The following is a 21,952-nucleotide window of genomic DNA, read 5'->3' as shown; positions in this document are numbered from 1 at the left end:
TGCTTACCAAATTGTATGTTTCTTAAAACATCTGGGCCTTGATTTTAATTATTATATATGAAACAATCTTAGCGCATGAACATACCCTCTACTACGCTTAATAATGGTGTCGAAATGCCTCTGCTGGGGCTTGGTGTTTATACGCCAAGTCACAATGATGAAGTACAGTCGGCCATCGAATGGGCGCTTGAAGCCGGCTGCCGGTTAATTGATACGGCAGCAGCTTACGGCAACGAGCGGGAGGTAGCCAATGCCATTCGGTCGAGCGGCATTCCCCGAAGCGATATTTTTATTACGACAAAAGTATGGAATGAAGATCAGGGGTATAATCGGACGCTGCGCGCCTTCAACCGGAGTCTGGAACGCCTGGGAATCGATGCCGTCGATTTATACCTGATCCACTGGCCAATAAAAGAACACCGGCACGACACCTGGAAAGCATTGGAGAAAATTTACTCTGAAGGAAGAGCCCGCGCTATTGGCGTTTCGAATCACTACCCCGCTCACCTGGATGAGTTGTTAACGGAAGCCCAGATCATACCGGCGGTCAACCAGATCGAGTTGAGCCCTTATTCGTATCTACCCGAAGTGCTTGATTATCATCGGAAGAAAAACATCCAGACCGAAGGATACGCTCCCCTGGTACGGGGTCAGAAACAGAACGACCCAAGACTTGTCGAGCTAGCCGAAAAATATGGTAAGTCAACCTACCAGCTTCTCATCCGGTGGTCGTTGCAACACGGAGTTGTTACGATTCCCAAATCCGTAAAGCGTGAACGTATCCAGGAAAATTTCGACGTACTCGACTTTACTATTTCGGAGGAAGATATGGCGTTATTAGACACGTTTTATGACAACACACGCGTCGCCGACGATCCGCGCAACATACTCTAAGTCTAATTTCTAACGACTTGCGGTTGGTGGTGGACCACACACTCAACGGGCAGTTGCTCCTGTAGCAGATCGCCCAGCGCCTGTAATCCCCATTCCTCGCAGCGACGATGTCCAACGGCAATAACCGCAATGCCGGTCTCATCGACCGCCTGCTGACCCGGTTTTCGATAGGCACCTGTCAGGTATAGATGCGCCCCCCGCTCAGCAGCTTCACGAACGAGCGCATCGGTCATGGCCCCAACAACGGCAATTCTGGAGTTAGTGGTCCGCCAAATGGACGAACTATGACCAGCTTCGGCCCGGTCATAACCACCGAACAGGGTTTTCACACAGTCGAGCCAATAGTCGAATTCCTGTTCCACCACATCGACCAGCATGCCGATAGGGCGTTCAGGTATGGCCGCTTTCCCGTTGGCGGCTTCCTGTTTGTAGCCCAGTTGTTCCGGCTTACCCAATCCCTCTAATTGTTCGAACAAATGCGTGTTATACCCAATTGTCAGCGCTTCATCGAAGGGCAAGTGATGGCTTAACACACCGACCCCAGGCGGCAACTGCGCTAGATTGAGTTGCCAGGGACGGTGTAACCATAGAGCGTCTAAATCCTGCTCGGCTACCCATTTTGCCAGATCAGGAAAGGGTTCAAGGGCTAGCCCTATCCGCTGAACAGGCTGTTCGGACGGCTGATAAACGCCCCCTCTTTCGTCGGTGGGAAAGCGGTGAACAGCCAACTCATCGTCAAGGAATTTAGCGATATGTGTAATGGTAGGAATTGCGGAGTTCATCATTACCTAACTTGTCTTCTGCCAGATAGTTTTGGCCAATGGCCACGCAGGCTGAAATTTGTCCGCTCTGTACGGTAATGAACGCAACGTGTCCGCTTACGTACATTGCAGCAAAGCAAGACAAAATACAATATTCTCATTATCAATGCATTATCTCATTGGCATACTTATTGGCATAAGGTAAGAGAACGTATAAATCACTCAAACAACACCTTACGACAATGAACAATCCATTGACTTCCGCTTTCGCCAAGACTTTCGTCGCCTTCTTTTTATTGAGCAGCACCAGCCTCCTGGCGAACCCAACTGCACCGACTAAACCAGCTACATTTGATGCCAGTGTTTACGTCAATAAGGCCAACAGGATTCGTCTGGCCGTAGAAAAAACAACGGCCGAGTCATTAACCATTACCTTACGGCAGGCTGGTGAAAACGTTCCGGTCTTCATGCGGCAAATTGGCAAGAAACAAACCAAAGCGGCCATTCAGCTGAATGTGGATGAACTGGCTGATGGCACCTATGAACTGGAGATTACCTCCGCTTCGGGCCGTATTGTTAAGCAAGTGAATTTGCAGGCTGCTACACCGGTAATGACTAGTGAACGCCTGTTAGCGATTCAGTAGCACAGCGTTAAACACAAAGAAGCCCGATTCGTCAGCAGTGATGAGTCGGGCTTGTTTGTGTTTAACGTACTCTCTATCCTAAATCAGCCTGCCTGACAGAGCCCCTGTATTCTGGTTAACCGTACCGTATCCTTACTTCGTTTCTGTTGCCCTAAACTCGTTCGTTTAGCCTGTGTTGATGCCTAAACTCCGTCTTTAAACCAAAGGCCGAGTCAGGCGAGGTAATTATTCCAATCAACTAACGAACTCATTTCGATGCAACAGGTAATCAGACAATATGCGCTTGAAGACTCCGGCGGAGGTAGCCAAAGCAGGCTACGAAGCGCTGATGGCCGACAAAAATAAGGTAGCCCCCGGTTTATCGGCCAAGTTGCAGGCTACCTCCGGCTATCTGCTGCCCGATGCGGTGAATGCACAGAATATCCGTAACCTGATGAAAGACCGCAATGACGTAGCACAGGATAAGAGAATGACCATCACAATGGCCCTGGCTGTGGGCGCAGCCCTGCTGGGTGGCTGGTGGCTCCTGTCACGCAACCGGACCAACGGCGTGATCGATGCTTACGAAAAAGCGAAAGTCAGAACCAAAGCCGTCTTTTGCCGGCTTCGAAACGTTGTAACCCATTCCGGAAGTACCGATAGACCCGGGGTTGGTGACGGATTTTCAACGAGCACGTCCAGCTCGTCTTCGAAGAGGGCTTCTGCCCTTTCGTTTTTAGCGGCTATACTGGAAATATTACTGACTAGTCATAAAGAAGTCCTGGATTCAGTTGTTGACTTATATAAACTTGCTGAAGCTGGGCGTTCATCAGGCGCTGCATTTGCTGCCAGATAGTATCCTAGGATTGTTCCTGCAAAAATCCATCGACAGATTTCCAGTCAATTTCGTACCGACCATTGATCGCTAACTCGATGGCTTTTTCAAAGGCTTGTGGTGTTTCGCCAATCAGAACCGGCCCGCGGCCACCGTAGTCCCGCACCACATCGCGAATGGGCGTTGACACAACCGGCAAACCCGCCGACAGGTATTCCGGTGTTTTGGTTGGGCTGATATACCGAGTAGCTTCATTGATGGCAAATGGCATCATGGCGACCTGCCAGTTGCCAAAATAGGCAGGCAGATCGCAGTAGTTTTTCATACCCAGGTAATGCAGATTATGCCTCTGCGGCAGCGTGGCCGGATCAATTTTCACAACAGGCCCCAGCATAATGAACTGCCAGTCGGGCCGGTTTCTGGCCACTTCGCCTAGCAGGTGCAGGTCGACCCGTTCATCAATCACACCACAAAATCCAATTCGGGGACCAGCAATTTCCCGCTGATCGTCGGGGTCAGGCATATCACCCCGGCCCGGCGAAAAATGCCCGAAGTCAATGCAGCTTGGAAAGGCAAATACCTGCGGATGTCGGTTTTGTTTAGCTTCGAATAAGCTATAGCCACCGGTATACACCAGATCGGCTTTCTTCATCAGGCTGGCTTCTTGGGTCAATAATAAAGGCGAAGCGCCAGCAAAAGCAGCCAACTGATCCATGCAGTCGTAGACAGTCAGGCGGGACTTCAAGTGATCCGTAAAACGAAGGGCCATTGGTGTATAATACCAGGCAATAAAATCGGTGAGCCGTTCCTGCTCTAAAAGCTGATCGACCAGCTGGCGCTGTAATTCAACGGCGACCTGGTCGTCGACACCGTGCAGCAAGTGAGGCACCACCACCCGAATCCGATCCGTAACGGACCGAATCTCCAGCCGAAGCTGGCCACTCCAGACAGGCTCTTCTACATACCAGACCCGCCACTGTTTGCTGGCCCGGCTTAATAAATGCTGCGGACGCTGATAGACAAAATCCCAGCGCAGGTGCGAAAAACAAACCAGGTCCTGAACCTCGCCGGGACCACTAAACGCGTAGGCGGTCAGGGTATTTTTTATATTGGCTCTTTCCGACTGGCGTTGTAAGGTGCTATTCGTTGCGGACTTGTGGTTGATATAGTTCATTAGCTGTTCGTTAGGCCAGTGGCCCGTCACCTACCCTGAGACGGCGCTATTCCGACGTGTTCGTGGGTGTTGAACTGGCCAGCGGCTCTCCTTATCCGTCAATCAAGGCAATTGGTGAGCAAACGGCCCCAGCAGTCCATTGCCTCACTCCCATCAAAAATTGTCGGACATACCCAACTGGCGGGTGTTGAGCAAGCCTAACCAATGAACGGGTCGTAGAGTGTAGCCTCGGGGGCTGGTAGAGCAACAAGAAGCCTACCGGGTTCCATCACCAGTCGAATCGGGTTGTCCGCAGTAAGCACAACAAGGGCGGCTCGCCGAAGAACCATCCCGAGGAGCTCAGTCGATAAACGTTAACAACGCATGACCTATCTGAAACGAAGCGTCTGGGCCGTGTTGCTCGGTTTTCTGACTAGCTGTAAAAGCGGTATTCGGGATATTGATTTTGAAAGCAAGCAATTTACGGCAACCTACAATGTCGATTCGACCAGCGGGGTAGATACCTCGAGTTTAGCCGACCTGCTGGATTCCAAAGCCATTTACAGCTTCAGCAAAGGCGGTAAAGGCACGAATCACATCCAGATGGGTATGGTATCGAAAGACACACCGTTCACCTGGAAAGTGGAGGGCGATAGCCTTCGTATCAATAACACGCCCTATGCCGTGCAGAAACAGGATGAGGGCTTTATGCTTAAGTCGGACTCAGCCAAAATCATCCTGAGCCAACAGCCCTAGACTGGAAGCGACGTTCAGTTAGATGCCTGATAACTACGTATCAACGCGCCTGACGGAGCGGCATGACGCCCTGCTTTTCATTGATCGAACAACGGCACTCACGTCCCTGACTGTACAGCCGAAAGCCTGCAAAGAACATAGCGATGCACCCGTTGGCCCCTATGCATTCATCAATGACTGCCGTGGCTCAGGGAGTGGTAAAAAAGTCTTTTTCGCTCTGCCAGGTTGGAAAGTGGTCGCGTAGTGACTGAATGCCTATAGACAATGACCTCAGTATGTATAAATAGATGATCCTTAGGCAGCTATAGGCGTGTCGAATGGCTGATTGAGTGATAACCAGTACTGGCAGGTAGACTCCATTAAACGCCGGAGCGATTCGTAGTCCAGTGGTTTTCTCAAAAATGAATTGGCCCCCAACCGATACCCCTGTTGAACGTCTTCCGGACTAGCATTGGCGCTTATCATTACTACGGGCACTACATGCCAGTTTGGGTGCTGTTTAAGCAACTGTAGGGTTTGATAGCCGTCCCGATTGGGCATATGCCGATCCAGTAAAATCAACGCGGGGCGCTCAAGACTCCGGAGCACATGATACGCCAGAGCATTCCCACTCTCAAACAAACGAAGTTGATAGTCGGGCATGTGCCGGGCGAAAATGCCCTGTACCAAAAACCGGTAGTCATAGGCATCATCAACGAGATACACTTCCTTTGGATTAGTCATGAGTTAGCTATCAACCAGAATTTGTATAAGAAGGCAACTCCCGGGAACTACATGCTCTTTCTATAAAAAGGGGAAGTTAGGTAGTGGTCCTCCGCTGCCAGATAGGTAGACTTTCTGCTTGCACCTGCCGGTGGTTATGCTCGTGATGCAACAAACACGGGCAGAACTATGGAAGAATACAGCGGTAGAATGGACGGTGATATGGCGCTACCCGATATAGATAGTACCCGTGACGATCCGTGAACCAGCGATGATCTGGGCACAGAGGCCAATCTGGACGATGGAAGCTGACCGTAAGCTCTAGTTGAGTTCCCGGCCAGTGTCTGGCTACCTCTCAGGTGCTATTTGACCTAGTACGTAGATCGGTTGAGCGGTTGTTTTTTCCATTTCCAACCTCTTCCTAAAAAATGAGGAGGTTGGAAATGGTCGACCAACTTGAGTACTTATTAGTTTCGGTAGCTGTTTTGTGAGTTGGTAAACTTTCGTTCGAGCTGATGTTTTAGCTTACCTGTTACGATATGGAGCATCGTGTCCCAGTTGTCGCCCTCCTCTTCGGCAAAGGCACCGGTGCCCGGCACGCCATAGTTGATTCGCAGTGATTTCTCATTGGGGCCACCGTGGGCTTCTACCCGCAGAAACACATCTGCCGTAATCAGATCTCCACTGTAATAGCGCCGAAGTTTTATCAACGCCTGGGCTATCCTATCCCGGAAGCCATCATCGACTGTAATGTTGACCGCATTTATATTCAAACGCACATCGTCTAATCCTTTCTCCTGGCTCATTTCTGTTTGCGTTATGGTTTACTAAACAGGTGAACTAACGCTGATACGAGTAAGCCGTCAGCGAAAAACCAACGTAAATGAGGTAATGGTGTTCTTATCGGCTAATTCATTCAACAACAATTATGGGCTGTTGATTACGCGGTGGATACGAAGCAGCAGGAGTTATCCATGATGAGTAGTATTAACTGCCCCGTTACATTCGCCCGTTTTATGAGCCATTCGTAGCCTAAATCAGCGGCTATTGCCTCGTTTTCTGACGTTACCAGTGCTACGTACAACACTTGCAACCGTCAGCGTTACGGTGTTCACATACCGGCCGTGGCAGGGCGGGAGCCGTATCGGTCACAGGCCGGCCCATCCCCAAAGATTCCAGGAATAGCTTATGTGAAATGGATAAGCCAGACCATACGAGTAGCTGATCCGCCCTGACATTCAACGAAATCAGGTCCATAAGCGGGTATTTGTTGGAAACTAACCCGACCTACGTTACTTTGTCTTATGATCCGACCCCTGTACCGTTTAGTCATTGGCTGGCTCCTGCTATTGAGTGCCTTCACCACCACCGCGCAGATCATCGTGATAGAAAATTACTCTACCGCTGATATTGTGAATCAGGATCCGTGGCGCTTCCGGGCGGGCGATAGCCTCGATTGGGCCAGCCCTGCTTATAATAACCGTCACTGGGAGAAGATGAATCCCCACGTTAGCCTCATCGAAAATAAGGCACTTTGGAAAACAGGTCGGGGCTGGTTCCGGAAAACGATCCGCTTTCGGAAGCCAAATAAGGACAGCTTAACGCTGACCGTACAGCAGTTTGGCACATCAACCTTGTATCTGGATGGCCGGCTACTGGCTACTCTACGGCCTTTCAAGTTCGATTCAGGTGGTTCGCAACGGCTTGTTGAATTCGTCCCATTGCGGATTACGGATACAAATCAGCACGTGCTAGCCGTACGTTATGCCTTTCGCCGTGATCCTCTGATTGGGAATACCGTGCGAAAAATACCGCTCGAGATACGATTTCAACCCCGCGACCGGGCGGCTGTCGAGCTGCTAAGAAATCAGAACAGATCAGCCGCTCTGGAGTATGTGGTGGTCGGTATTTTCGGGGTACTAAGCCTACTGCATTTCCTGTTTTACAGGGCAAATCCAACCCAACGAGTGAATCTGATACTGTCCCTGACGATGCTGGCGTTTTTACTAATTTTCCTGATTGATCAGGTCAACAGTGATACGGGCACACTGACTCTTGATTCAGTCATGTTATCCGTTTCCAGCGTATTTGTCAATCTGGCACTGGGACTGCTCTTGTTGTCGGTTTATACCTATCTCGGCCGACGGCTGGGCCGGGTTTTCTGGGGCATAATTGCCCTGCTTACGGCGATCGTCATTTATAACATTTTTATCAGCTCCTTACCTGAAGGCAGTGGCGGAATGCAGTTTTTGATCGTACTGATCGAGTATAGCCGGGTAAGCTGGCTGGCAAAACGCCGGAACCCGGACCCGGATGCCCGTTTGCCCTGGAATTCACTTAAATTTTCCCTTTATACGATACTAGCCATTGCGGTACTTGGCGTTTCAGGGAGTTTACTGACTAATTTCTCCGATATCACTCCTGCAGCAGACTGGTTCACCATTCCAATTGTACTGCTTGGCTTAGTGGCGCTATTCAGCGTTCCAATTGGCCTGTCCTTTTCGCTCGTAAGCGACTATGCACGCACCTACCAGGCCCTACGGCAACAGTTCGACACCGTAAGCCGACTGTCGGCGCAAACGCTGGCTCAGGAGCAGGAAAAACAGTTGCTGTTGGCGACTCAAAACGAAAGGCTGGAGCAGCAGGTAGCCGATCGCACAGCCGAATTAAGCCAATCCCTAACAGAACTGCGCGAAACCCAAACGCAGCTGATCCAGCGCGAAAAACTGGCCAGTCTGGGTGAATTGACGGCGGGTATTGCTCACGAAATTCAGAACCCTCTGAATTTCGTGAATAACTTCTCCGAGGTATCGAGTGAACTGGTTGCTGAACTCACCGAGGAAGCCGACAACCCAACTCGTGATCGGGAGCTGGAAGCCGAATTATTAGCTGACCTGCGTCAGAATCTCGGGAAGATAACCCATCATGGCCAACGCGCGTCATCCATCGTTAAGGGTATGCTCGAACATAGCCGCAGCATTACGGGGGAAAGGCATCCCACTGATCTGAACGCTCTCGCGGAGGAATACCTCAAATTAGCCTACCACGCCATTCGCACCAAAACACCTGGCTTCGAAGCTCATATACATATGGATCTGTCCGCTGATCTTGGCCTGATCTCCATCGTTTCTCAGGAAATCGGACGGGTATTATTGAATTTATTCAGTAACGCCTTTTATGCCCTTCACAAGCGACAACAAACTACCGAGTCAGGCTACAAACCCACGCTGTGGATAAGTACAAAACGAACTGCGACGAGTATTGAACTGCACGTGCGCGACAACGGAACGGGAATTCCCAAGGAGGCACGACCGAAGGTATTTCAGCCTTTTTTTACAACCAAACCCAGCGGAGAGGGCACCGGTCTGGGACTCTCCTTAAGTTATGATATCATTACGAAAGGCTACGGCGGCACCGTAGCCCTGGAAACGGAGGAAGGTAGTTTTACAGAATTTACCATTATCCTCCCGACTACCGGACCAAGCATGGTGCTTTAGGTAAACGACTAGTACTTAAGTTATTCTGATAAGTTTCACTAAAAAGCCAGCCTCAGGGACAGTATAGGTATCGGAATTACGTTTATTCAGCAACTGCCATTGGATGCGCCCCGCTGGAGATCTGTTTTGACGCTATTTACAGAAAAATCAAGTCCAGACTTTAGCACCGCCAAAGCCGCTGACTCAATTACTTTTCCGTCAGCTGGTCCGTGCCATACCGCAGGACGATCTTGGTTGGAATACCTTTCAGGCCGGCCTTGTTGATCGCCACCGCTTCCAGATTGTTTAGCCCTTCGGTCAGATTAGCCGGGTATCGCCCCTTGGTATCGACCTCCAGGAGCTTGCCATTCAGACGCACCTCGTAGTGGTCGAACCAGGGCATGTTGTGTAGTAGAGAAAGGGTGAGATTAGGTACCGGTGCAAACTCAGCCATGTGCCGCTTGTATTGCCCGTCGGTACGAATATTGTATTTCTTATTAATCTCCGAAAAACGGGATCCTTGTTGAAAAGCAAAGCTGATGCTCACCCGATTCATGTCAAAATAAAAGTCGTCGGGATTTTTGGTGAACACCATATTGCCCGATGCCTGGCCCTGAAACGTGAGGTAAGGAGCCATTCCGTCGAGCATCAGCGCCAGCGACTGTTTCTGATTCTGATAGCGATAACCCGCGTTGATAAAGCCAAAGTACTGCTGTTGAAATCCCTTGTACTCCTGCTGGTAGGCCGCTAGATCCAGCTTCCGTTTAGTGGCGTACTTCTGGGTTGGCAGAAATGAAATCTCATCATATTTGCCCTGCTTGTAGAGTTTATATATGTCGTAATAGTTGAGATACTCGCCCTTGTGCTGCACATATATACTGAACTGGGGATCGACAAAAATCCACTTCTGAAGAGAGTTGCACCAGACCTCCGTGGCCACATGGCCCATACCAAAACCGCCATAGGCGACATTGGGCGTTGTCAGGCCGAGCGACCGCGAGACAAAGCCGAAGCTCTTCAAAGCATCGCTTAGCACGCCCCCATATTCAACGCATCGGTAGCGATTACCATCCCGCGCCGACAGAACGATCTGATATGAATTGAGCGAGTCAGGGGCTTCGTTATTGCCATCATGATCCCACTGGCTACTAACCCAGTTCAATAGTTCGATGATGAGCTGCTGATCGTTTAAACCAGCAACGTTAACGTCTTTTTCAATGAGCGCTTTCAGATCGGCATATTCTTTCTTGCTGATGTCATCGGGGTAATTCAGGTAGTCGACCTTGTTGTTGAGCAGGTAATTATTGCTTTCCAGCACGGTAACTTTTTTTATAGTGCTAACCGTTTCCTTAATTGTTTTTTCAATCCTGGTCAGCGTTGTTTTCCACTCAGGTGTTCCGCGCAGACTGGCAAAATCGGGGTCTTCATTGATGTGGCTCAGGTTGGTATAGCCATCATCCACCGCTTTGGTGAGCGTGGTCAGGGCTTCCTTTTTTTTCCCGCCCAACGCGAAACAGCAAGCGGCATTGTAATAGTCCTGCACCTGTAGAAATAATGTGGCGGCCTTATCGAATTGTTTGTTTTGATAAGCGACTTCTGCCTGCTTGCCTACATCATTTTGAGCAATGGCCAGTTGAGTCAGGAATAGCCATACGAAAAGTAAAAAAGATGTTTTCATTCGTGTCATCGGATATGTGTATGCTTTGTCAGGAAGATGCGCGAATGGCTAGGTAAGTTGCATCTAAAAAGGCATAAATCATGAACACCTACTACACCATCTTCTCTATATCATACGTTTACCGGCAGATTATTTCACATCAACGGCTAAGGCTTACCCTACGTTGAGGGGTACCCAATAGCGCCGACAAAGAGAGTCCTCACGAGCCCGTTTCGCAACTTGAATGAAGAATTACTTTTTCCCATTTTCACCGCGAACATCATTGAGTGACCTACGTTGACCAACTAGTTATCCACAAATTACGCCCCAACCCTGTGGATAACATCTAATTTAAGCGGCATAATGTTGGTAACTGCTCCGGAGAGGCTCTGAACTGGTCATAAATCCGTTCGACAGCCTACTTTTCAATCTGTGAGTAGGCATGTAAAAATCGCATCTCGTTCCTGTGTAAACGGCTCGGCACACCGGTCCGCTAACAGATTTAGGGGTGCAGCGATCCAACGTGTCGATACGTGTTTATGAGCACGCCCGTCGAGGTAACCTTCGTGCTTACCAAAGCGAGTTCGCGCGGGTCAGCACTATCCGAAAAAAAGCGTTTGCCCCGGCCAAGCAAGACTGGGTAAACCAGTAGCACAACCTCGTCGACCAATCCTTGTTCAAGCAACGCAGACGTCAGCGTTGAACTTCCCCAAACGATCAGGTCAGGGCCGTCCGTTGACTTGAGGTCGCGGATACCCACCAGACTGTCCGCACCCAAATCTCCGACCGGGGCCCATTCGAGGCTGTCCGGCCGGTGGGTCGCAACGTATTTGGTCGCAGCATTCAGCGCGTTCGCTATCGGACTATTCCCAACTTTGGGCCAGTAATCGGCCCACAAATCATAGGTACGGCGGCCGAGCAATAGATCGAAGTGGCTGCCTTGTGCTTCCAGGACGGCCTCTAGTCCAGCCGGAGTTCGATAAGGTGCCGTCCAGTCGCCATATGCGAAGTCTTCGCTGTCTTCGTGCTGGATCACACCGTCTAATGAGATATGTTCCAAAATTCTGACCTTCCTCATTTTGATTGCTATTCATGTAGGGTTTTCACAAAGTTAAACTGGACGGGGTACAGGCATGAGGGGCAATCCTGACAAAATGAGAGCGTTTTGTGACCATGTGAATAAATTAGCCCGGAAGCTAACTCCCGGGCTATGCATTACTGTAGCTGTTTTCTTCTGACTTAAGCGTTTCTTAACTGATAAAGATTTCGCTGCAAACGCGTTATTTCCTTCCGGCAATAAACTAACTGATCCGTTGGCGCATGCGCGTCCTGTAAATCATCCAGTAACTGAAACCATTCACTCAGATGCTCTTCAGTTAGTGCGATCAAATCTTTATGAGGGTGAATTGACAGCGTTTGGTTGATTCGTCGAGTGTCCATGATAAAAAAATTTTGGGTAATAACCAGAATAGCAAGTAGCGGCCTTCAACCCAGATCAGGAGAAACCCTGACCAATATGTTTAATTTTCTATGCTAATAATCCTATTAACAATCAAAACCTTGTTTGTTCTTACAAATTCGTTGAGGTTGAGAATTATATTTTTCAGCTGCTGCCTACGCGTCACATCAATGCCTGAAATAACCAGTTTAAGTGTAATGAACTAAACAACCAAAATCTAGGCAGCTTACCCACCTTCCTTTTCATTAGCTTCTCATTATCAAACGTTTATTATAAACTATAAATCATTTCGAAGCCCACTTTCTCATTATTTTTCAGTCCAATCAACAAACTCAACGGGAAACAGTAAAGCCTACATTACAAGTTAAAGAATGGTGGGGTACGACAGCCGTCGTCTGCTTAGATGGCGGCTGTTTTTATACCTGACCCGTATCCTCACAAAAAAATACCTGCTTTCTGCTCAGCTTTTATTCCCTGATGACTAGCTAAAAAAACGTTTAAGATCTAGCTAAAAATAGATGGTGAATCACTCATCACTCTACAGAGTCTATCTAATATATTTATTTTTTCAAATTATTAGAAACCATATTGTTTACAATTAATTATTTTCATTAACTTTATTTCATCAAAACATTGATAGGGTAGTATATTAGTGTGGCTAGGATTATAAAAGCCCATCCATATTGTGGATGGGCTTTTTAGAACATGTTTTCAGTACGAACTACATTGCTATAGGCCGATCGCCGAACATAATGCTTTAATAAGCTATTGACTGGTAACTGATTAGGTTTAAAAAGAGGAAGGTTAAACAAGACTGGGCGCTGCCCGGTCTTTGTTTTTTGGTACCCTCGTCTGTTTTCAAAAGCAGGCTTACTTCGTTCAGATTATGGCAGCGTGGCGACTAATTCTTATTTTTGCTTCATGCAACTGAGCACAGAACATCAGGAATTAATTAATTTCTTCGCCAATCGTCCATTACCTTCTGGGCCTCAACATGTTAATGCATATAGTGTTTTTCTGAACCTGCCCAACGCGGTGGAAGCGCAGCTCAAGCAATTACGCAGTGACGTTGACGCATCAAGAAAGTCAGCTGTGATTATATTACGGGAAATTCAGGAATGGGTAGTAGCTCAGCCGCCCTTGGCATAATTCACGTAAAACAGGCTGGCTGATAGCTTTAACCGTAAAGCCCCATCAATGCTGACAGGGCTTTATCGTTTGAAAATAGTCGAGCGAAGTAAGGGCAAGATGAGACTACCTTGTTTCTGAACCCTTACTTAAGGTTATCCGATTGGCTCTTAGCCAGATCTTTGCGGACCTTTTCAGCCGCGGCCAAATCGACCAGTGTAATATTGGCTCTCTTCCTAAGTGTCGGTGAAGCCGTCAGTATTTCGGTAGCCATCTGAATAAGTAGCGCTGCAGTTGCCTGCCCATTGCTCTTTCGGCGGGTAGCCCGACGAGCCGACTGGTCAGGTGTATGGGCCAGTGGCTTAGACAATTGAAAATACTCCATTTCTTCGCTTAAATCTGTTGTTTACGTTCCTGTATATAGAACAAAAAAAACGGTATTTTCAGCACAGAAACGGGCATTTTTTGTCCATTAATTAGGCTAATTTGCCTGCCTAGAGCCAATAAATAATTGTTGACTTATTTTCCTGTACAGCTGTGAAATACAGCACAGAGAAAGCTTCTGAATGAGCATATGCCCTCGTACTACACGACGGTTAGCTCAACATTTACTTCACCGAACTACACCCGGCTACAGGTTTCGTTAACTACTAAGTCTCTCTTAACAAGTATTTATCAACAAAAAAACCCGCTAAGCAGAACTCAGGCGGGTTTACTTATTTCATTCTTTTTAATTTTTCGACCAAATATAACTATAAGTTTATTCCATCGAAATAAGACCAACATGATTAGTTATTTTAATAGGTTATTTTTTACATTTGTATAGTGTGTAATGTGAAAATATAGGACTAGTATCTTCTTTAGTTATTAAAACAGAAGTTTCTCATTTATATCAATCGAAATTATACTATTAAATCAAAATCCAGTTGCACAAGTCTACCGTAAATACATTCGAATTACAGCAAGTTATGCGGTATATCGCTGTTTTTACGCTGTTTGACATTCCTATAGCCAGAGGATTTACCTCCGAAGAGGAGGCTATGCACTGTCTTGAGAGAGCGAGTAGTGACGCGGACTCATCGCCCGTAGGGCTTTACAATGTGGATTCGGGCGCTGTTACCTTCGACGAGCAAGAGGAGTTCTCGTCAGCAGATATGAATAGGGAGTTGATCATACGATTGGCTCAATCTTATCTTGAGCGTATCGTATAAGGCTATACTTAATTCAGTGAATAAATAGCTAGATCAGGGCTCGCTTAATGACCAGATCCGGATTTGCCCGCTCATAGTCGTCAATATAGGTCATACCAAGATCCGTCAGTTCATAGCAGGTAGTCTCACTGGGGCTTTCATCACTTGCCTTAATCAGACCAACACTAACAAGCCCCATGATGTAGTAACTAATCATCATGCGATCAAAACTCGTTTGTTTCTCAAGCTGACTGCAGGTTGCACAGCTATATGTAGCGGTAAGTATGCTATATTGCGCAAACGTAATAATCATAGTCTTGCTAATTATTTATGAAATTGCCCCCTCTAAAACGTATTGAAACGTCAATCTGACATTAAAAACGGTGGCGGCAAAAATGGATAAAGGAAGGGCTACGTTATGCTAACTAACGAAATTTAAAGGGCTAGGTAGTCAAAGTGTACACACATCTTAGCGAATGGCCCATAGGTTTACTATACATGGATAATCGTAAATACCCTATCGGACCGTTTGCCAGCCAGGACAGCTATTCGGATGATCAGATGGCTCACATCATTGATGTGATCGAAGCCAGCCCATTAGCGTACCGGCAAGTTGTAGAGGGCTTATCGAATCGCGAGTTAGCCAAAACGTATCGGGAAGGAAGCTGGACCGTACAGCAACTCATTCATCATGTGAGCGACATCAGCTTCCTGCATTTTCTGCGGATGAAACAAGCGTTGACCAACCCTGATTATGGGGTAGCCACCATGATCAATATGGACGGGTGGGCCAACACGCCCGACGGAATCAATGCCCCGATCAGCGACTCGCTCAATCTGTTTGAAGGTGTTCATCGTCGGTACGCGTACCTGGCTAAATCCCTGACACCAGCCATGTTAGCCGTTAGCTATTACCATCCGACCCGTCAACTACACTTCAATCAGGCACAAGCCCTGGCCATATCGGCCTGGCATGTGCAGCATCACCTGGCGCATATTAAACTGGCTCTTGCCTAGGCTGCCTAGGCCTATGCGTTGAATGGCTCAACCCGTTCAACAGCCTATTTGGTGGGCATTTGCTCTTCTTCCTGCTGCTGCCGTACCTGCTGGCCAATGGGCACGTATTCTACCTCGCAGGGATAACCAAACAGGCAATTGGTTTTGATCTGCTCAGCAACCCGATCGGGCACCATACTTTCCCATCCATCTTCGCCTTGCTGAATCATTTCCAGAACATGATCGGTCGAAATGTGCAGGTTCTGCTCGTTGTAATCCGTAATGTCCTCAATTTTATCATTCCGTACCAGATACTGGAACAACGGCTCCAGCGCAGGCGGCAGCTTGAATTCATTGCAGGTATATATGCTCCCATCTTTCAGGGTTGGATATACGAACAGCTTCACTTTCCGGCTAAACAACGTAGCAAAGGACTCCAGAATACCGCCCGGCAAGAACTCATAGTGACTCTCTTCAAAAATGTATTCCAGGTTCGGAATCCCGACGATCAACCCTATTTTAAGACGTGTCAGGCGGGCCAGATACGCAACGAGTTTATAATATTCCAGGTAATTAGAAATCATAACAGTCTGCCCCATCGAACATAATATATCGACCCGGTCCAGAAAGTCTTTTTCGTCGATACCCTGCTCATTGGCTTTCAGGTTATGCAGTGTCAACTCGGCCATAGATATAACCCGATTAGCATCGACATCCGGCTCATCTTTAAACTGTTTCAGCCCATTTTCAATCATATCCATCTGCACATTCGTGACCGGCCTTAACCGGCCGCGCATCACCAGGATATGCTTCTTGTAAAGGGCTTCCGACGGTTGTAGCACCTGTCCGTCAGCGCCAAACAGGGCCGCGTCTGTGAAGCCATTTTTAACCAGATGCAAGCTCATCAGGCGGTTATCCACATCCGAGAAATCAGGCCCACTGAACCGGATCATATCGATCTGAATCCGCTCGGGTGCCAGGTCATCCATGAGCGACAACACCAGCGTTTCGGGCGATTTAGAATAATAGTAGCACCCATAAATCAGGTTAACCCCGATGATTCCCAGGGCCTGCTGCTGTAATATATTCTCATTGTCGATCATCCTGACATGGATAATGACATCGTTATAGCCCGATTGAGGGTTGAGTTGAAACCGGCAGCCAAGCCAGCCGTGAGCTTCATTGGTTTTCTGATAATTAAGTGCAACAACCGTGTTGGCAAAGGCAAAGAACGTTGTATCGGAGCCCCGTTTTTCGGCTAATCGTTTTTCCAGCAAACTATATTCCTTATTCAACATCTTCACCAGTCGCGATTCAACCACATAGCGGCCGCTTTCTTCAACGCCATAAATCGAGTCGCTAAAGGTCATATCGTAGGCCGACATGGTTTTGGCAATGGTGCCTGATGAGCCACCAGCTTTAAAAAACATAGCGGCTGTTTCCTGACCGGCTCCGATCTCGGCAAACGAGCCGTAAATACGACGGTCGAGATTGACTCGTAAAGCTTTCTGCTTCGTACCTATATTCTTTTCGTACATAGTCTGTTCGGCTTGAAGATGTTAAAGTTACAGTATAAAACGCCAAAAGCAGCCTTTGGGGCTGCTTCAAACGCAAAATAATACAATATTAATGTTGTAAGTCAGGCAACTTGTCGTTGAAGAACATGTTGCTGCCACCCGCCTTACGCTCAATGGATGAGCCGAGTTCATAGGTCGGCTCATTTGCGTGAGCAGCCAACCGTCCGGCACCAGTTATGCGCGCTATGGCCGTACTAAACAATGACTCGTTGACGTCACCCAGTTGTTTCCAAACCTCGTTCGTGTACTCTTTTACCTCAACCGATGGTTTGAATCCAGTCGAATAATCGGACTGATCAAGTGCATTGAATGACTTGGTTACGATCGGCTGCATCCCCCACTTGATCCGGCCTTTTTCGTCCGAAAGCGTAATGGAGCCTACGTTCTTGCCATATGATGTCGTGCCAATGGTTGAAACCTCCATAAATGGCTTCAACCCATTGATAACCAATTCACTGGCCGAAGCCGTTCCGCCTGTTGTGAGCACGGTTAAGCTCCTTAGATTAGCGCCGATATTATTGGCCTTCTGCAAAAAATACCCATTGAACCAGTCGGCTCCGTATTGCTTTAGCAGGTCGGGCGTTATTGTTTTGTTGTACTCTTTTTTGTAGAAAATCTTCGATGGGTCAATCCCCTTTCCAACCAGACTGGCCAGATTCTGAGCCGCCGTTACATAACCACCGGGATTGTACCGGAAATCGAGCACCAGGTCGGTAACGCCCTTTGCCTTAAATCGGGTGAACACCTCATCAACCAGATTATCATACGTATGGTCGTCGGGGCCGGTTGGGCCGGTGGCAAACTGATTATAAACGAAATAGCCAATTGTTCTGCCCTTGATTGTATAAACAGAATCTAGAAAAACCGGGTTGGCCTGAAAAACGATGGCCGTTGTTTGCCGGGTCGTCGTCGTGTTGACAATGGTGTTTGTGCCATCTACACTAGCCAGTGTATACGTTTTGGTATCGACGGTGCCATCAACCAAATCGGAGTAGTTGCCTGTGTTGAGTGTCTGCCCATTAATTTGGTAAAATATATCGCCCCGCTTCAGGCCTGCTTTAGCAGCCGGCGAATTTTTCTGGACGTACAACACCTTCCCGATCACTTCATTACTACCGGCGGTGCGCAGATACAGTTTATACTCAAGCCCGTCTGTTTTGCTTTCTCCGTTCAAAGATGCTTTCAGGGCATCGGCACTTTCCTGGATCCACGAAAAACGATCCCCATCCGGATTAGTGGCCGCATTATAGGTGTTTAGGAGGGACGTAAAGAAAGATTTCGGTGCTTGCGACGTATCAGGATTTGCCGGAAGCTTGTCGTTCCAGTAATAATAGGTCTTCATGTTACCCAGAATCCACTCATTCACTTCCCCGTTGGTAACGGGTGATGTGCTAGGAGTAACATCAGCACTCTTTTTACAGGAAGTTACCAGAAGCAGGCTCGAAACAATCAGAGCCAGCACCGGCCGAAAAACGGAAAATTCTATCATAGCAGTTGGCAATGTGCAAAAGCAATGCCCTAATAACGTAATTATCCCTAAAATAATTTATAATAATCGAGTCATCCCAACTATAGTAAGCTATTTCTTCTACCGTTATTCGTACGTATTTCTGGACATAGAACAAGAATTGGCTGCTCAATGATAACAGGAGCAACTCATGAAACCGTCAGGCTGTTTTTTATTTCTCGGGTATGTACCAGAAGGGAATGGTAGTAATCTCCAACGGTTTAGTAGATGAGTCGGCCTGAATGCCAATCCGGATTGTATTCCGGCCCGTCCTAAGATTGGTTGGTAAAAGGACTGTTTGCCAACCATGTTGCTTCGGTTGATTTCGTTGTGTGAACAGCAGACCGGGGTTACGGTATAAGGAGTCGTTGACGTTAATACGTACCAGACGGTTAATCTGTTGATTACTCCTCTCGGCATATCGACGGCGCTTTTCAGTTCTTGGCAGGGTGTCGTTCCATACAGGTTCAGGAGATACAGTGGTTAGCAGGGTATCCAACGCTTTGGGATAAGCGATGTATAGCCGAATATACGGATCACGGATCACATCTGCCTGAATAGCGGCCCGATCAACGTACTGATCTTCAGTACGTTTGTCATCATACGCGTTCGAACTGATATACAGACTATCGAGTCGGGATGAGTAGAGATGGCGTTGACTCAGGCTGGCCACACGTTGCTCTATCCGGGAAAAGTCGATGAAGAATTCGACCATAATCAGCACAAAGAAAACAACCATCATAATGCCCATCGTTCGGAGGATTTTCTGATACGGCAGGTGGCTGTAGAACGTGTTCAGGATAAAGGAAAAAGGCTTATGGAAGCCCCAAAACATGAGTTTGTTCAGCGAGGTAAACTGATAATGTATACTGGCTCCGCTCGGATGCGCTCTGACCGCAGGTAAACTCAAGACAATACTGGCCAGAAAGTAACAGACGAAGAGCCCATACGTCATAAATTTAATGCTCTGCCAGTAGTCAAGGGGAATAATCGGGTGTAGTACCGAATAGATCAGGATGAGCAGTAGATAGGAAAAAGCAACCAGAATGAGAATAAAAACAAACAAAAAGGCGACTGCAAAGACGATGTTGCATCGTCGGTCCAGCCGTAGAATATAGCTTTCCAACGACCCTAGTTCTGCCGCCATCCTGTCCTGGGCATACTTGGTGCTGAAAGGGATCCGGTCGTAGTGAATCCCGGTCGGATAAACGGCTAATAAGCCAACCAGGCCAACCCAGAATGCACGCATGACGAAGTTGGCCAGAAAAGCCAGGAACAAAACATAGCAGGTCGCTTTCATCATACTATAAGCCATCGTCGGCAATAATCCCTGCATTCCGGCTGTTTGACTCATCAGATTGTAGCGGATGTAATCGAAGGCGACATCGAGCAGGTCGGGCAGTTGCAGGATGGCGAACAAAGCGGCTCCCGAAATAACCAGTTCGAGATTCCAGCTCTGCGTGGTTAACTCACGCAGCTTTTCTTCCTGCTGAGCCAGCAGAGGTTCATTTGAGTCTGGTGTTTGGGACACAGGGATTAGGTTAAGAGAGTATCGAAAGATACTAAAAGAAGCCAAACAATTTCACGTCTACGAAAAGGCATCTTCAAGGTGTTTAACCCGCAAGTCAGTGCCCGACACGGTAACCGCTATGATATCGAACCGGATATCGTGCATCCAGCCGTGGGCGAAGATATACTGCTCGGCGGCTTTCATGACCAGTTTGGCCTTTGTGTAGGACACGAATTCTTCCGGGTCGCCGTAGTTAAGATTGGTGCGGGTTTTGACCTCGGCAAAAATCAATAATTTTCCTTTTTGGGCGATGATGTCAATTTCGGCATGTTGGTGGCGGTAGTTCTGAGCAACAATTTCGTACCCATTCTCCCGAAGGTAACGAGCCGCTTCGAGTTCGCCCTGCTTCCCAGTTTCGTTATGTTGCGCCATTGCTTTAAGTAGGTTACGGGTAAGCAATCGAACGAAACAGAGCCGTCTGATTGTTAATAAAAGGAAGTTGCCTTATGAAAGGCCAGTTCCTCCGTAAAGCAATGAATAGTCGCATTAATAAACAAGTTGACGTTCGTAAGTTAGGATTGATCGCGTATCAGCAAGCCTGGGATGAACAGGAGCGTCTGTTTGCCACCATTGTCAATCAAAAATTACTGAACCGTACCCAGCCTGCCGACGAGCAGCAGCCCACAGCCAATTACCTGCTGTTCTGTGAGCATCCGCCCGTATATACCCTTGGCACCAGTGGGCACCCGGAGAACCTGCTGATCGACGAAGACCGGCTGACCAATGAACTTGGGGCCACGTTTTTCAAAATTCGGCGCGGGGGCGATATCACCTACCACGGCCCGGGCCAGTTGGTTGGCTACCCCATTCTGGATCTGGATAACTTCTTTACCGACATTCACCGGTATATGCGGTTGCTGGAAGAAAGTATTATCCTGACCCTCGCCGATTATGGGTTACAGGCGGGCCGGATTGAAGGCGCTGGCGCAGACAGACTCACCGGCGTCTGGCTCGATGTCGACGGCCCGAATCCGCGTAAAATCTGTGCCATGGGCGTTAAAGCAAGCCGTTGGGTAACGATGCATGGATTTGCCCTGAACGTTAATACGGATTTGAGTTATTTTTCTCATATTGTCCCCTGCGGCATCACCGATAAGGCCGTTACCTCACTGGCCGTAGAACTGGGTCGTGAAGTCGCTTTGGATGAAGTAGCAAACAATGTTCAACGGCACTTGTTCGAGTTGTTTGACATGGAATTAGTTGAGAATAATGAAGAAAGACATTAATTTTTTGCCCGTTGAGGGCGTACACATTGTAATTGCCCGGAAAGAGAACCTTCTTGGCGGATATGACTGGCAGGTTTTTTTGATCAATCAGAATGACGTGTCGATCCAAACGGTTTTTGTTACCTCGAAAGGATACGGCCTCAAAGACGACGAAGAGCAGAAAACCTCGACCCTTCGGCATTTCTTTGTCGAAATACAACCGGGAGCGCACGAAGTTGTCGAAACCATTATGCCGGATGTATTTCACCTCAACAATGAATATTGGGTGAGCTACTTTATCGGAAAACAGATCTTCGATAAGAAGTTTATCTTCGTACCGGACAGCATTGTTGACGAAAATCTGGTGATGATACCCGCTCTGGGGTTGGAAGGAATTTTGCACGCCTGAGTAAGGCGGGTAGAAAGCCGTGATTTTGATACTTAAGTTTCTACGACCCGGGCC

The 21,952-nt window shown here is 48.0% G+C and carries 24 protein-coding genes; 11 read left to right on the top strand and 13 right to left on the bottom strand.

All coding sequences use genetic code 11. The features are described from left to right. Positions 1-75: 75 nt before the first annotated feature. Positions 76-894 carry an aldo/keto reductase gene (locus ACYVAM_RS05580; protein ID WP_461064771.1) on the top strand — a complete coding sequence of 273 codons (819 nt, stop codon included), beginning with the start codon at positions 76-78 and terminating at the stop codon, positions 892-894. Positions 895-896: 2 nt separating this feature from the next. On the opposite strand, the gene ACYVAM_RS05575 is transcribed toward ACYVAM_RS05580, so the two are convergent. After that, positions 897-1,679, bottom strand: a complete 783-nt coding sequence (locus ACYVAM_RS05575; RefSeq protein ID WP_461064769.1) for a Nif3-like dinuclear metal center hexameric protein — start codon at positions 1,677-1,679, stop codon at positions 897-899. Positions 1,680-1,897: 218 nt separating this feature from the next. On the opposite strand from ACYVAM_RS05575, the gene ACYVAM_RS05570 reads away from it, so the two are divergent. Further along, positions 1,898-2,299: a hypothetical protein gene (locus ACYVAM_RS05570; protein ID WP_461064767.1), complete on the top strand. Its 402-nt coding sequence runs from the start codon at positions 1,898-1,900 to the stop codon at positions 2,297-2,299. Positions 2,300-2,576: 277 nt separating this feature from the next. Further along, positions 2,577-3,134 (top strand): hypothetical protein, encoded by a 558-nt coding sequence (locus ACYVAM_RS05565; RefSeq protein ID WP_461064765.1) that lies wholly within the window; start codon positions 2,577-2,579, stop codon positions 3,132-3,134. A gap of 4 nt (positions 3,135-3,138) precedes the next feature. Here the strand turns inward: ACYVAM_RS05565 and ACYVAM_RS05560 are convergent, their stop codons facing one another. Further along, positions 3,139-4,287, bottom strand: a complete 1,149-nt coding sequence (locus ACYVAM_RS05560; protein ID WP_461064763.1) for a glycosyltransferase — start codon at positions 4,285-4,287, stop codon at positions 3,139-3,141. 363 nt (positions 4,288-4,650) lie between these two features. On the opposite strand from ACYVAM_RS05560, the gene ACYVAM_RS05555 reads away from it, so the two are divergent. Both ACYVAM_RS05555 and ACYVAM_RS05550 read left to right on the top strand, forming a co-directional pair. Then, complete coding sequence (locus ACYVAM_RS05555; protein WP_461064761.1) at positions 4,651-5,022, top strand: hypothetical protein; 372 nt, start codon at positions 4,651-4,653, stop codon at positions 5,020-5,022. Positions 5,023-5,044: 22 nt separating this feature from the next. Then, complete coding sequence (locus ACYVAM_RS05550) at positions 5,045-5,266, top strand: hypothetical protein (protein WP_461064759.1); 222 nt, start codon at positions 5,045-5,047, stop codon at positions 5,264-5,266. A gap of 50 nt (positions 5,267-5,316) precedes the next feature. Here the strand turns inward: ACYVAM_RS05550 and ACYVAM_RS05545 are convergent, their stop codons facing one another. Both ACYVAM_RS05545 and ACYVAM_RS05540 read right to left on the bottom strand, forming a co-directional pair. Then, on the bottom strand, positions 5,317-5,745 hold the full coding sequence (locus ACYVAM_RS05545; protein WP_461064757.1) for a response regulator: 429 nt from the start codon (positions 5,743-5,745) through the stop codon (positions 5,317-5,319). 446 nt (positions 5,746-6,191) lie between these two features. Then, the gene (locus ACYVAM_RS05540) at positions 6,192-6,530 is read right to left on the bottom strand and encodes an HPF/RaiA family ribosome-associated protein (protein WP_461064755.1); all 339 of its coding nucleotides are present in this window, start codon (positions 6,528-6,530) and stop codon (positions 6,192-6,194) included. 498 nt (positions 6,531-7,028) lie between these two features. Here ACYVAM_RS05540 and ACYVAM_RS05535 point away from each other — a divergent pair, with 498 nt between their 5' ends. Then, entirely contained in the window at positions 7,029-9,221 is a 2,193-nt protein-coding gene (locus ACYVAM_RS05535; protein ID WP_461064753.1) for a sensor histidine kinase, read from the top strand. Positions 9,222-9,408: 187 nt separating this feature from the next. On the opposite strand, the gene ACYVAM_RS05530 is transcribed toward ACYVAM_RS05535, so the two are convergent. The 3 genes from ACYVAM_RS05530 to ACYVAM_RS05520 all read right to left on the bottom strand — a co-directional run bounded on the left by ACYVAM_RS05530 (position 9,409) and on the right by ACYVAM_RS05520 (position 12,297). Beyond that, positions 9,409-10,878: a TPR end-of-group domain-containing protein gene (locus tag ACYVAM_RS05530; RefSeq protein ID WP_461064751.1), complete on the bottom strand. Its 1,470-nt coding sequence runs from the start codon at positions 10,876-10,878 to the stop codon at positions 9,409-9,411. A 481-nt stretch (positions 10,879-11,359) separates the two neighbouring features. Next, on the bottom strand, positions 11,360-11,935 hold the full coding sequence (locus tag ACYVAM_RS05525) for a dihydrofolate reductase family protein (protein ID WP_461064749.1): 576 nt from the start codon (positions 11,933-11,935) through the stop codon (positions 11,360-11,362). A gap of 161 nt (positions 11,936-12,096) precedes the next feature. Further along, positions 12,097-12,297: a hypothetical protein gene (locus ACYVAM_RS05520; protein ID WP_461064747.1), complete on the bottom strand. Its 201-nt coding sequence runs from the start codon at positions 12,295-12,297 to the stop codon at positions 12,097-12,099. A gap of 940 nt (positions 12,298-13,237) precedes the next feature. On the opposite strand from ACYVAM_RS05520, the gene ACYVAM_RS05515 reads away from it, so the two are divergent. Beyond that, positions 13,238-13,465: a DUF6965 family protein gene (locus tag ACYVAM_RS05515; protein ID WP_461064745.1), complete on the top strand. Its 228-nt coding sequence runs from the start codon at positions 13,238-13,240 to the stop codon at positions 13,463-13,465. 124 nt (positions 13,466-13,589) lie between these two features. Here ACYVAM_RS05515 and ACYVAM_RS05510 read toward each other — a convergent pair whose 3' ends face one another. Continuing rightward, entirely contained in the window at positions 13,590-13,829 is a 240-nt protein-coding gene (locus tag ACYVAM_RS05510; protein WP_461064743.1) for a hypothetical protein, read from the bottom strand. A 583-nt stretch (positions 13,830-14,412) separates the two neighbouring features. Here ACYVAM_RS05510 and ACYVAM_RS05505 point away from each other — a divergent pair. Then, entirely contained in the window at positions 14,413-14,655 is a 243-nt protein-coding gene (locus ACYVAM_RS05505; protein ID WP_461064741.1) for a hypothetical protein, read from the top strand. 28 nt (positions 14,656-14,683) lie between these two features. Here the strand turns inward: ACYVAM_RS05505 and ACYVAM_RS05500 are convergent, their stop codons facing one another. Next, positions 14,684-14,854, bottom strand: a complete 171-nt coding sequence (locus tag ACYVAM_RS05500; protein WP_461064739.1) for a hypothetical protein — start codon at positions 14,852-14,854, stop codon at positions 14,684-14,686. A gap of 278 nt (positions 14,855-15,132) precedes the next feature. Between ACYVAM_RS05500 and ACYVAM_RS05495 the strand changes: the two genes are divergently transcribed. Beyond that, positions 15,133-15,651 (top strand): DinB family protein, encoded by a 519-nt coding sequence (locus ACYVAM_RS05495; protein ID WP_461064737.1) that lies wholly within the window; start codon positions 15,133-15,135, stop codon positions 15,649-15,651. A 44-nt stretch (positions 15,652-15,695) separates the two neighbouring features. On the opposite strand, the gene ACYVAM_RS05490 is transcribed toward ACYVAM_RS05495, so the two are convergent. From ACYVAM_RS05490 to ACYVAM_RS05475, 4 genes are all read right to left on the bottom strand, one after another. Beyond that, the gene (locus ACYVAM_RS05490) at positions 15,696-17,168 is read right to left on the bottom strand and encodes a TonB-dependent receptor (protein WP_461064735.1); all 1,473 of its coding nucleotides are present in this window, start codon (positions 17,166-17,168) and stop codon (positions 15,696-15,698) included. Between the two features lie 88 nt (positions 17,169-17,256). Continuing rightward, on the bottom strand, positions 17,257-18,696 hold the full coding sequence (locus tag ACYVAM_RS05485) for a S41 family peptidase (RefSeq protein ID WP_461064733.1): 1,440 nt from the start codon (positions 18,694-18,696) through the stop codon (positions 17,257-17,259). Positions 18,697-18,886: 190 nt separating this feature from the next. Beyond that, positions 18,887-20,245: a hypothetical protein gene (locus tag ACYVAM_RS05480; protein WP_461064731.1), complete on the bottom strand. Its 1,359-nt coding sequence runs from the start codon at positions 20,243-20,245 to the stop codon at positions 18,887-18,889. A gap of 57 nt (positions 20,246-20,302) precedes the next feature. Beyond that, the gene (locus ACYVAM_RS05475; RefSeq protein ID WP_461064729.1) at positions 20,303-20,656 is read right to left on the bottom strand and encodes a YraN family protein; all 354 of its coding nucleotides are present in this window, start codon (positions 20,654-20,656) and stop codon (positions 20,303-20,305) included. A 101-nt stretch (positions 20,657-20,757) separates the two neighbouring features. On the opposite strand from ACYVAM_RS05475, the gene lipB reads away from it, so the two are divergent. Together lipB and ACYVAM_RS05465 are read left to right on the top strand one after the other, a co-directional pair. Then, positions 20,758-21,510 carry a lipoyl(octanoyl) transferase LipB gene (gene lipB, locus ACYVAM_RS05470; protein WP_461064727.1) on the top strand — a complete coding sequence of 251 codons (753 nt, stop codon included), beginning with the start codon at positions 20,758-20,760 and terminating at the stop codon, positions 21,508-21,510. After that, complete coding sequence (locus tag ACYVAM_RS05465) at positions 21,494-21,898, top strand: hypothetical protein (RefSeq protein ID WP_461064725.1); 405 nt, start codon at positions 21,494-21,496, stop codon at positions 21,896-21,898. Before lipB ends, ACYVAM_RS05465 begins: the two co-directional genes overlap by 17 nt. Positions 21,899-21,952: the final 54 nt, after the last annotated feature.

The organism is Spirosoma horti (assembly GCF_054776595.1).
Note: the sequence above shows the minus strand (reverse complement) of the source record. Positions and strands in the feature narration are given on the sequence as shown.

Excerpts from the sequence above, each read along its gene's own strand:
- ACYVAM_RS05465 (WP_461064725.1), top strand. The coding sequence starts at position 21,494 with ATGAAGAAAGACATTAATTTTTTGCCCGTTGAGGGCGTACACATTGTA.
- ACYVAM_RS05575 (WP_461064769.1), bottom strand. The coding sequence starts at position 1,679 with ATGATGAACTCCGCAATTCCTACCATTACACATATCGCTAAATTCCTT.
- ACYVAM_RS05560 (WP_461064763.1), bottom strand. The coding sequence starts at position 4,287 with ATGAACTATATCAACCACAAGTCCGCAACGAATAGCACCTTACAACGC.
- ACYVAM_RS05555 (WP_461064761.1), top strand. The coding sequence starts at position 4,651 with ATGACCTATCTGAAACGAAGCGTCTGGGCCGTGTTGCTCGGTTTTCTG.
- ACYVAM_RS05515 (WP_461064745.1), top strand. The coding sequence starts at position 13,238 with ATGCAACTGAGCACAGAACATCAGGAATTAATTAATTTCTTCGCCAAT.
- ACYVAM_RS05535 (WP_461064753.1), top strand. The coding sequence starts at position 7,029 with ATGATCCGACCCCTGTACCGTTTAGTCATTGGCTGGCTCCTGCTATTG.
- ACYVAM_RS05520 (WP_461064747.1), bottom strand. The coding sequence starts at position 12,297 with ATGGACACTCGACGAATCAACCAAACGCTGTCAATTCACCCTCATAAA.
- ACYVAM_RS05525 (WP_461064749.1), bottom strand. The coding sequence starts at position 11,935 with ATGAGGAAGGTCAGAATTTTGGAACATATCTCATTAGACGGTGTGATC.
- ACYVAM_RS05510 (WP_461064743.1), bottom strand. The coding sequence starts at position 13,829 with ATGGAGTATTTTCAATTGTCTAAGCCACTGGCCCATACACCTGACCAG.
- ACYVAM_RS05475 (WP_461064729.1), bottom strand. The coding sequence starts at position 20,656 with ATGGCGCAACATAACGAAACTGGGAAGCAGGGCGAACTCGAAGCGGCT.
- ACYVAM_RS05530 (WP_461064751.1), bottom strand. The coding sequence starts at position 10,878 with ATGAAAACATCTTTTTTACTTTTCGTATGGCTATTCCTGACTCAACTG.
- ACYVAM_RS05580 (WP_461064771.1), top strand. The coding sequence starts at position 76 with ATGAACATACCCTCTACTACGCTTAATAATGGTGTCGAAATGCCTCTG.
- ACYVAM_RS05550 (WP_461064759.1), top strand. The coding sequence starts at position 5,045 with ATGCCTGATAACTACGTATCAACGCGCCTGACGGAGCGGCATGACGCC.
- ACYVAM_RS05490 (WP_461064735.1), bottom strand. The coding sequence starts at position 17,168 with ATGTACGAAAAGAATATAGGTACGAAGCAGAAAGCTTTACGAGTCAAT.
- ACYVAM_RS05505 (WP_461064741.1), top strand. The coding sequence starts at position 14,413 with ATGCGGTATATCGCTGTTTTTACGCTGTTTGACATTCCTATAGCCAGA.
- ACYVAM_RS05495 (WP_461064737.1), top strand. The coding sequence starts at position 15,133 with ATGGATAATCGTAAATACCCTATCGGACCGTTTGCCAGCCAGGACAGC.
- lipB (WP_461064727.1), top strand. The coding sequence starts at position 20,758 with ATGAATAGTCGCATTAATAAACAAGTTGACGTTCGTAAGTTAGGATTG.
- ACYVAM_RS05540 (WP_461064755.1), bottom strand. The coding sequence starts at position 6,530 with ATGAGCCAGGAGAAAGGATTAGACGATGTGCGTTTGAATATAAATGCG.
- ACYVAM_RS05500 (WP_461064739.1), bottom strand. The coding sequence starts at position 14,854 with ATGATGATTAGTTACTACATCATGGGGCTTGTTAGTGTTGGTCTGATT.
- ACYVAM_RS05570 (WP_461064767.1), top strand. The coding sequence starts at position 1,898 with ATGAACAATCCATTGACTTCCGCTTTCGCCAAGACTTTCGTCGCCTTC.
- ACYVAM_RS05545 (WP_461064757.1), bottom strand. The coding sequence starts at position 5,745 with ATGACTAATCCAAAGGAAGTGTATCTCGTTGATGATGCCTATGACTAC.
- ACYVAM_RS05485 (WP_461064733.1), bottom strand. The coding sequence starts at position 18,696 with ATGATAGAATTTTCCGTTTTTCGGCCGGTGCTGGCTCTGATTGTTTCG.
- ACYVAM_RS05565 (WP_461064765.1), top strand. The coding sequence starts at position 2,577 with ATGCGCTTGAAGACTCCGGCGGAGGTAGCCAAAGCAGGCTACGAAGCG.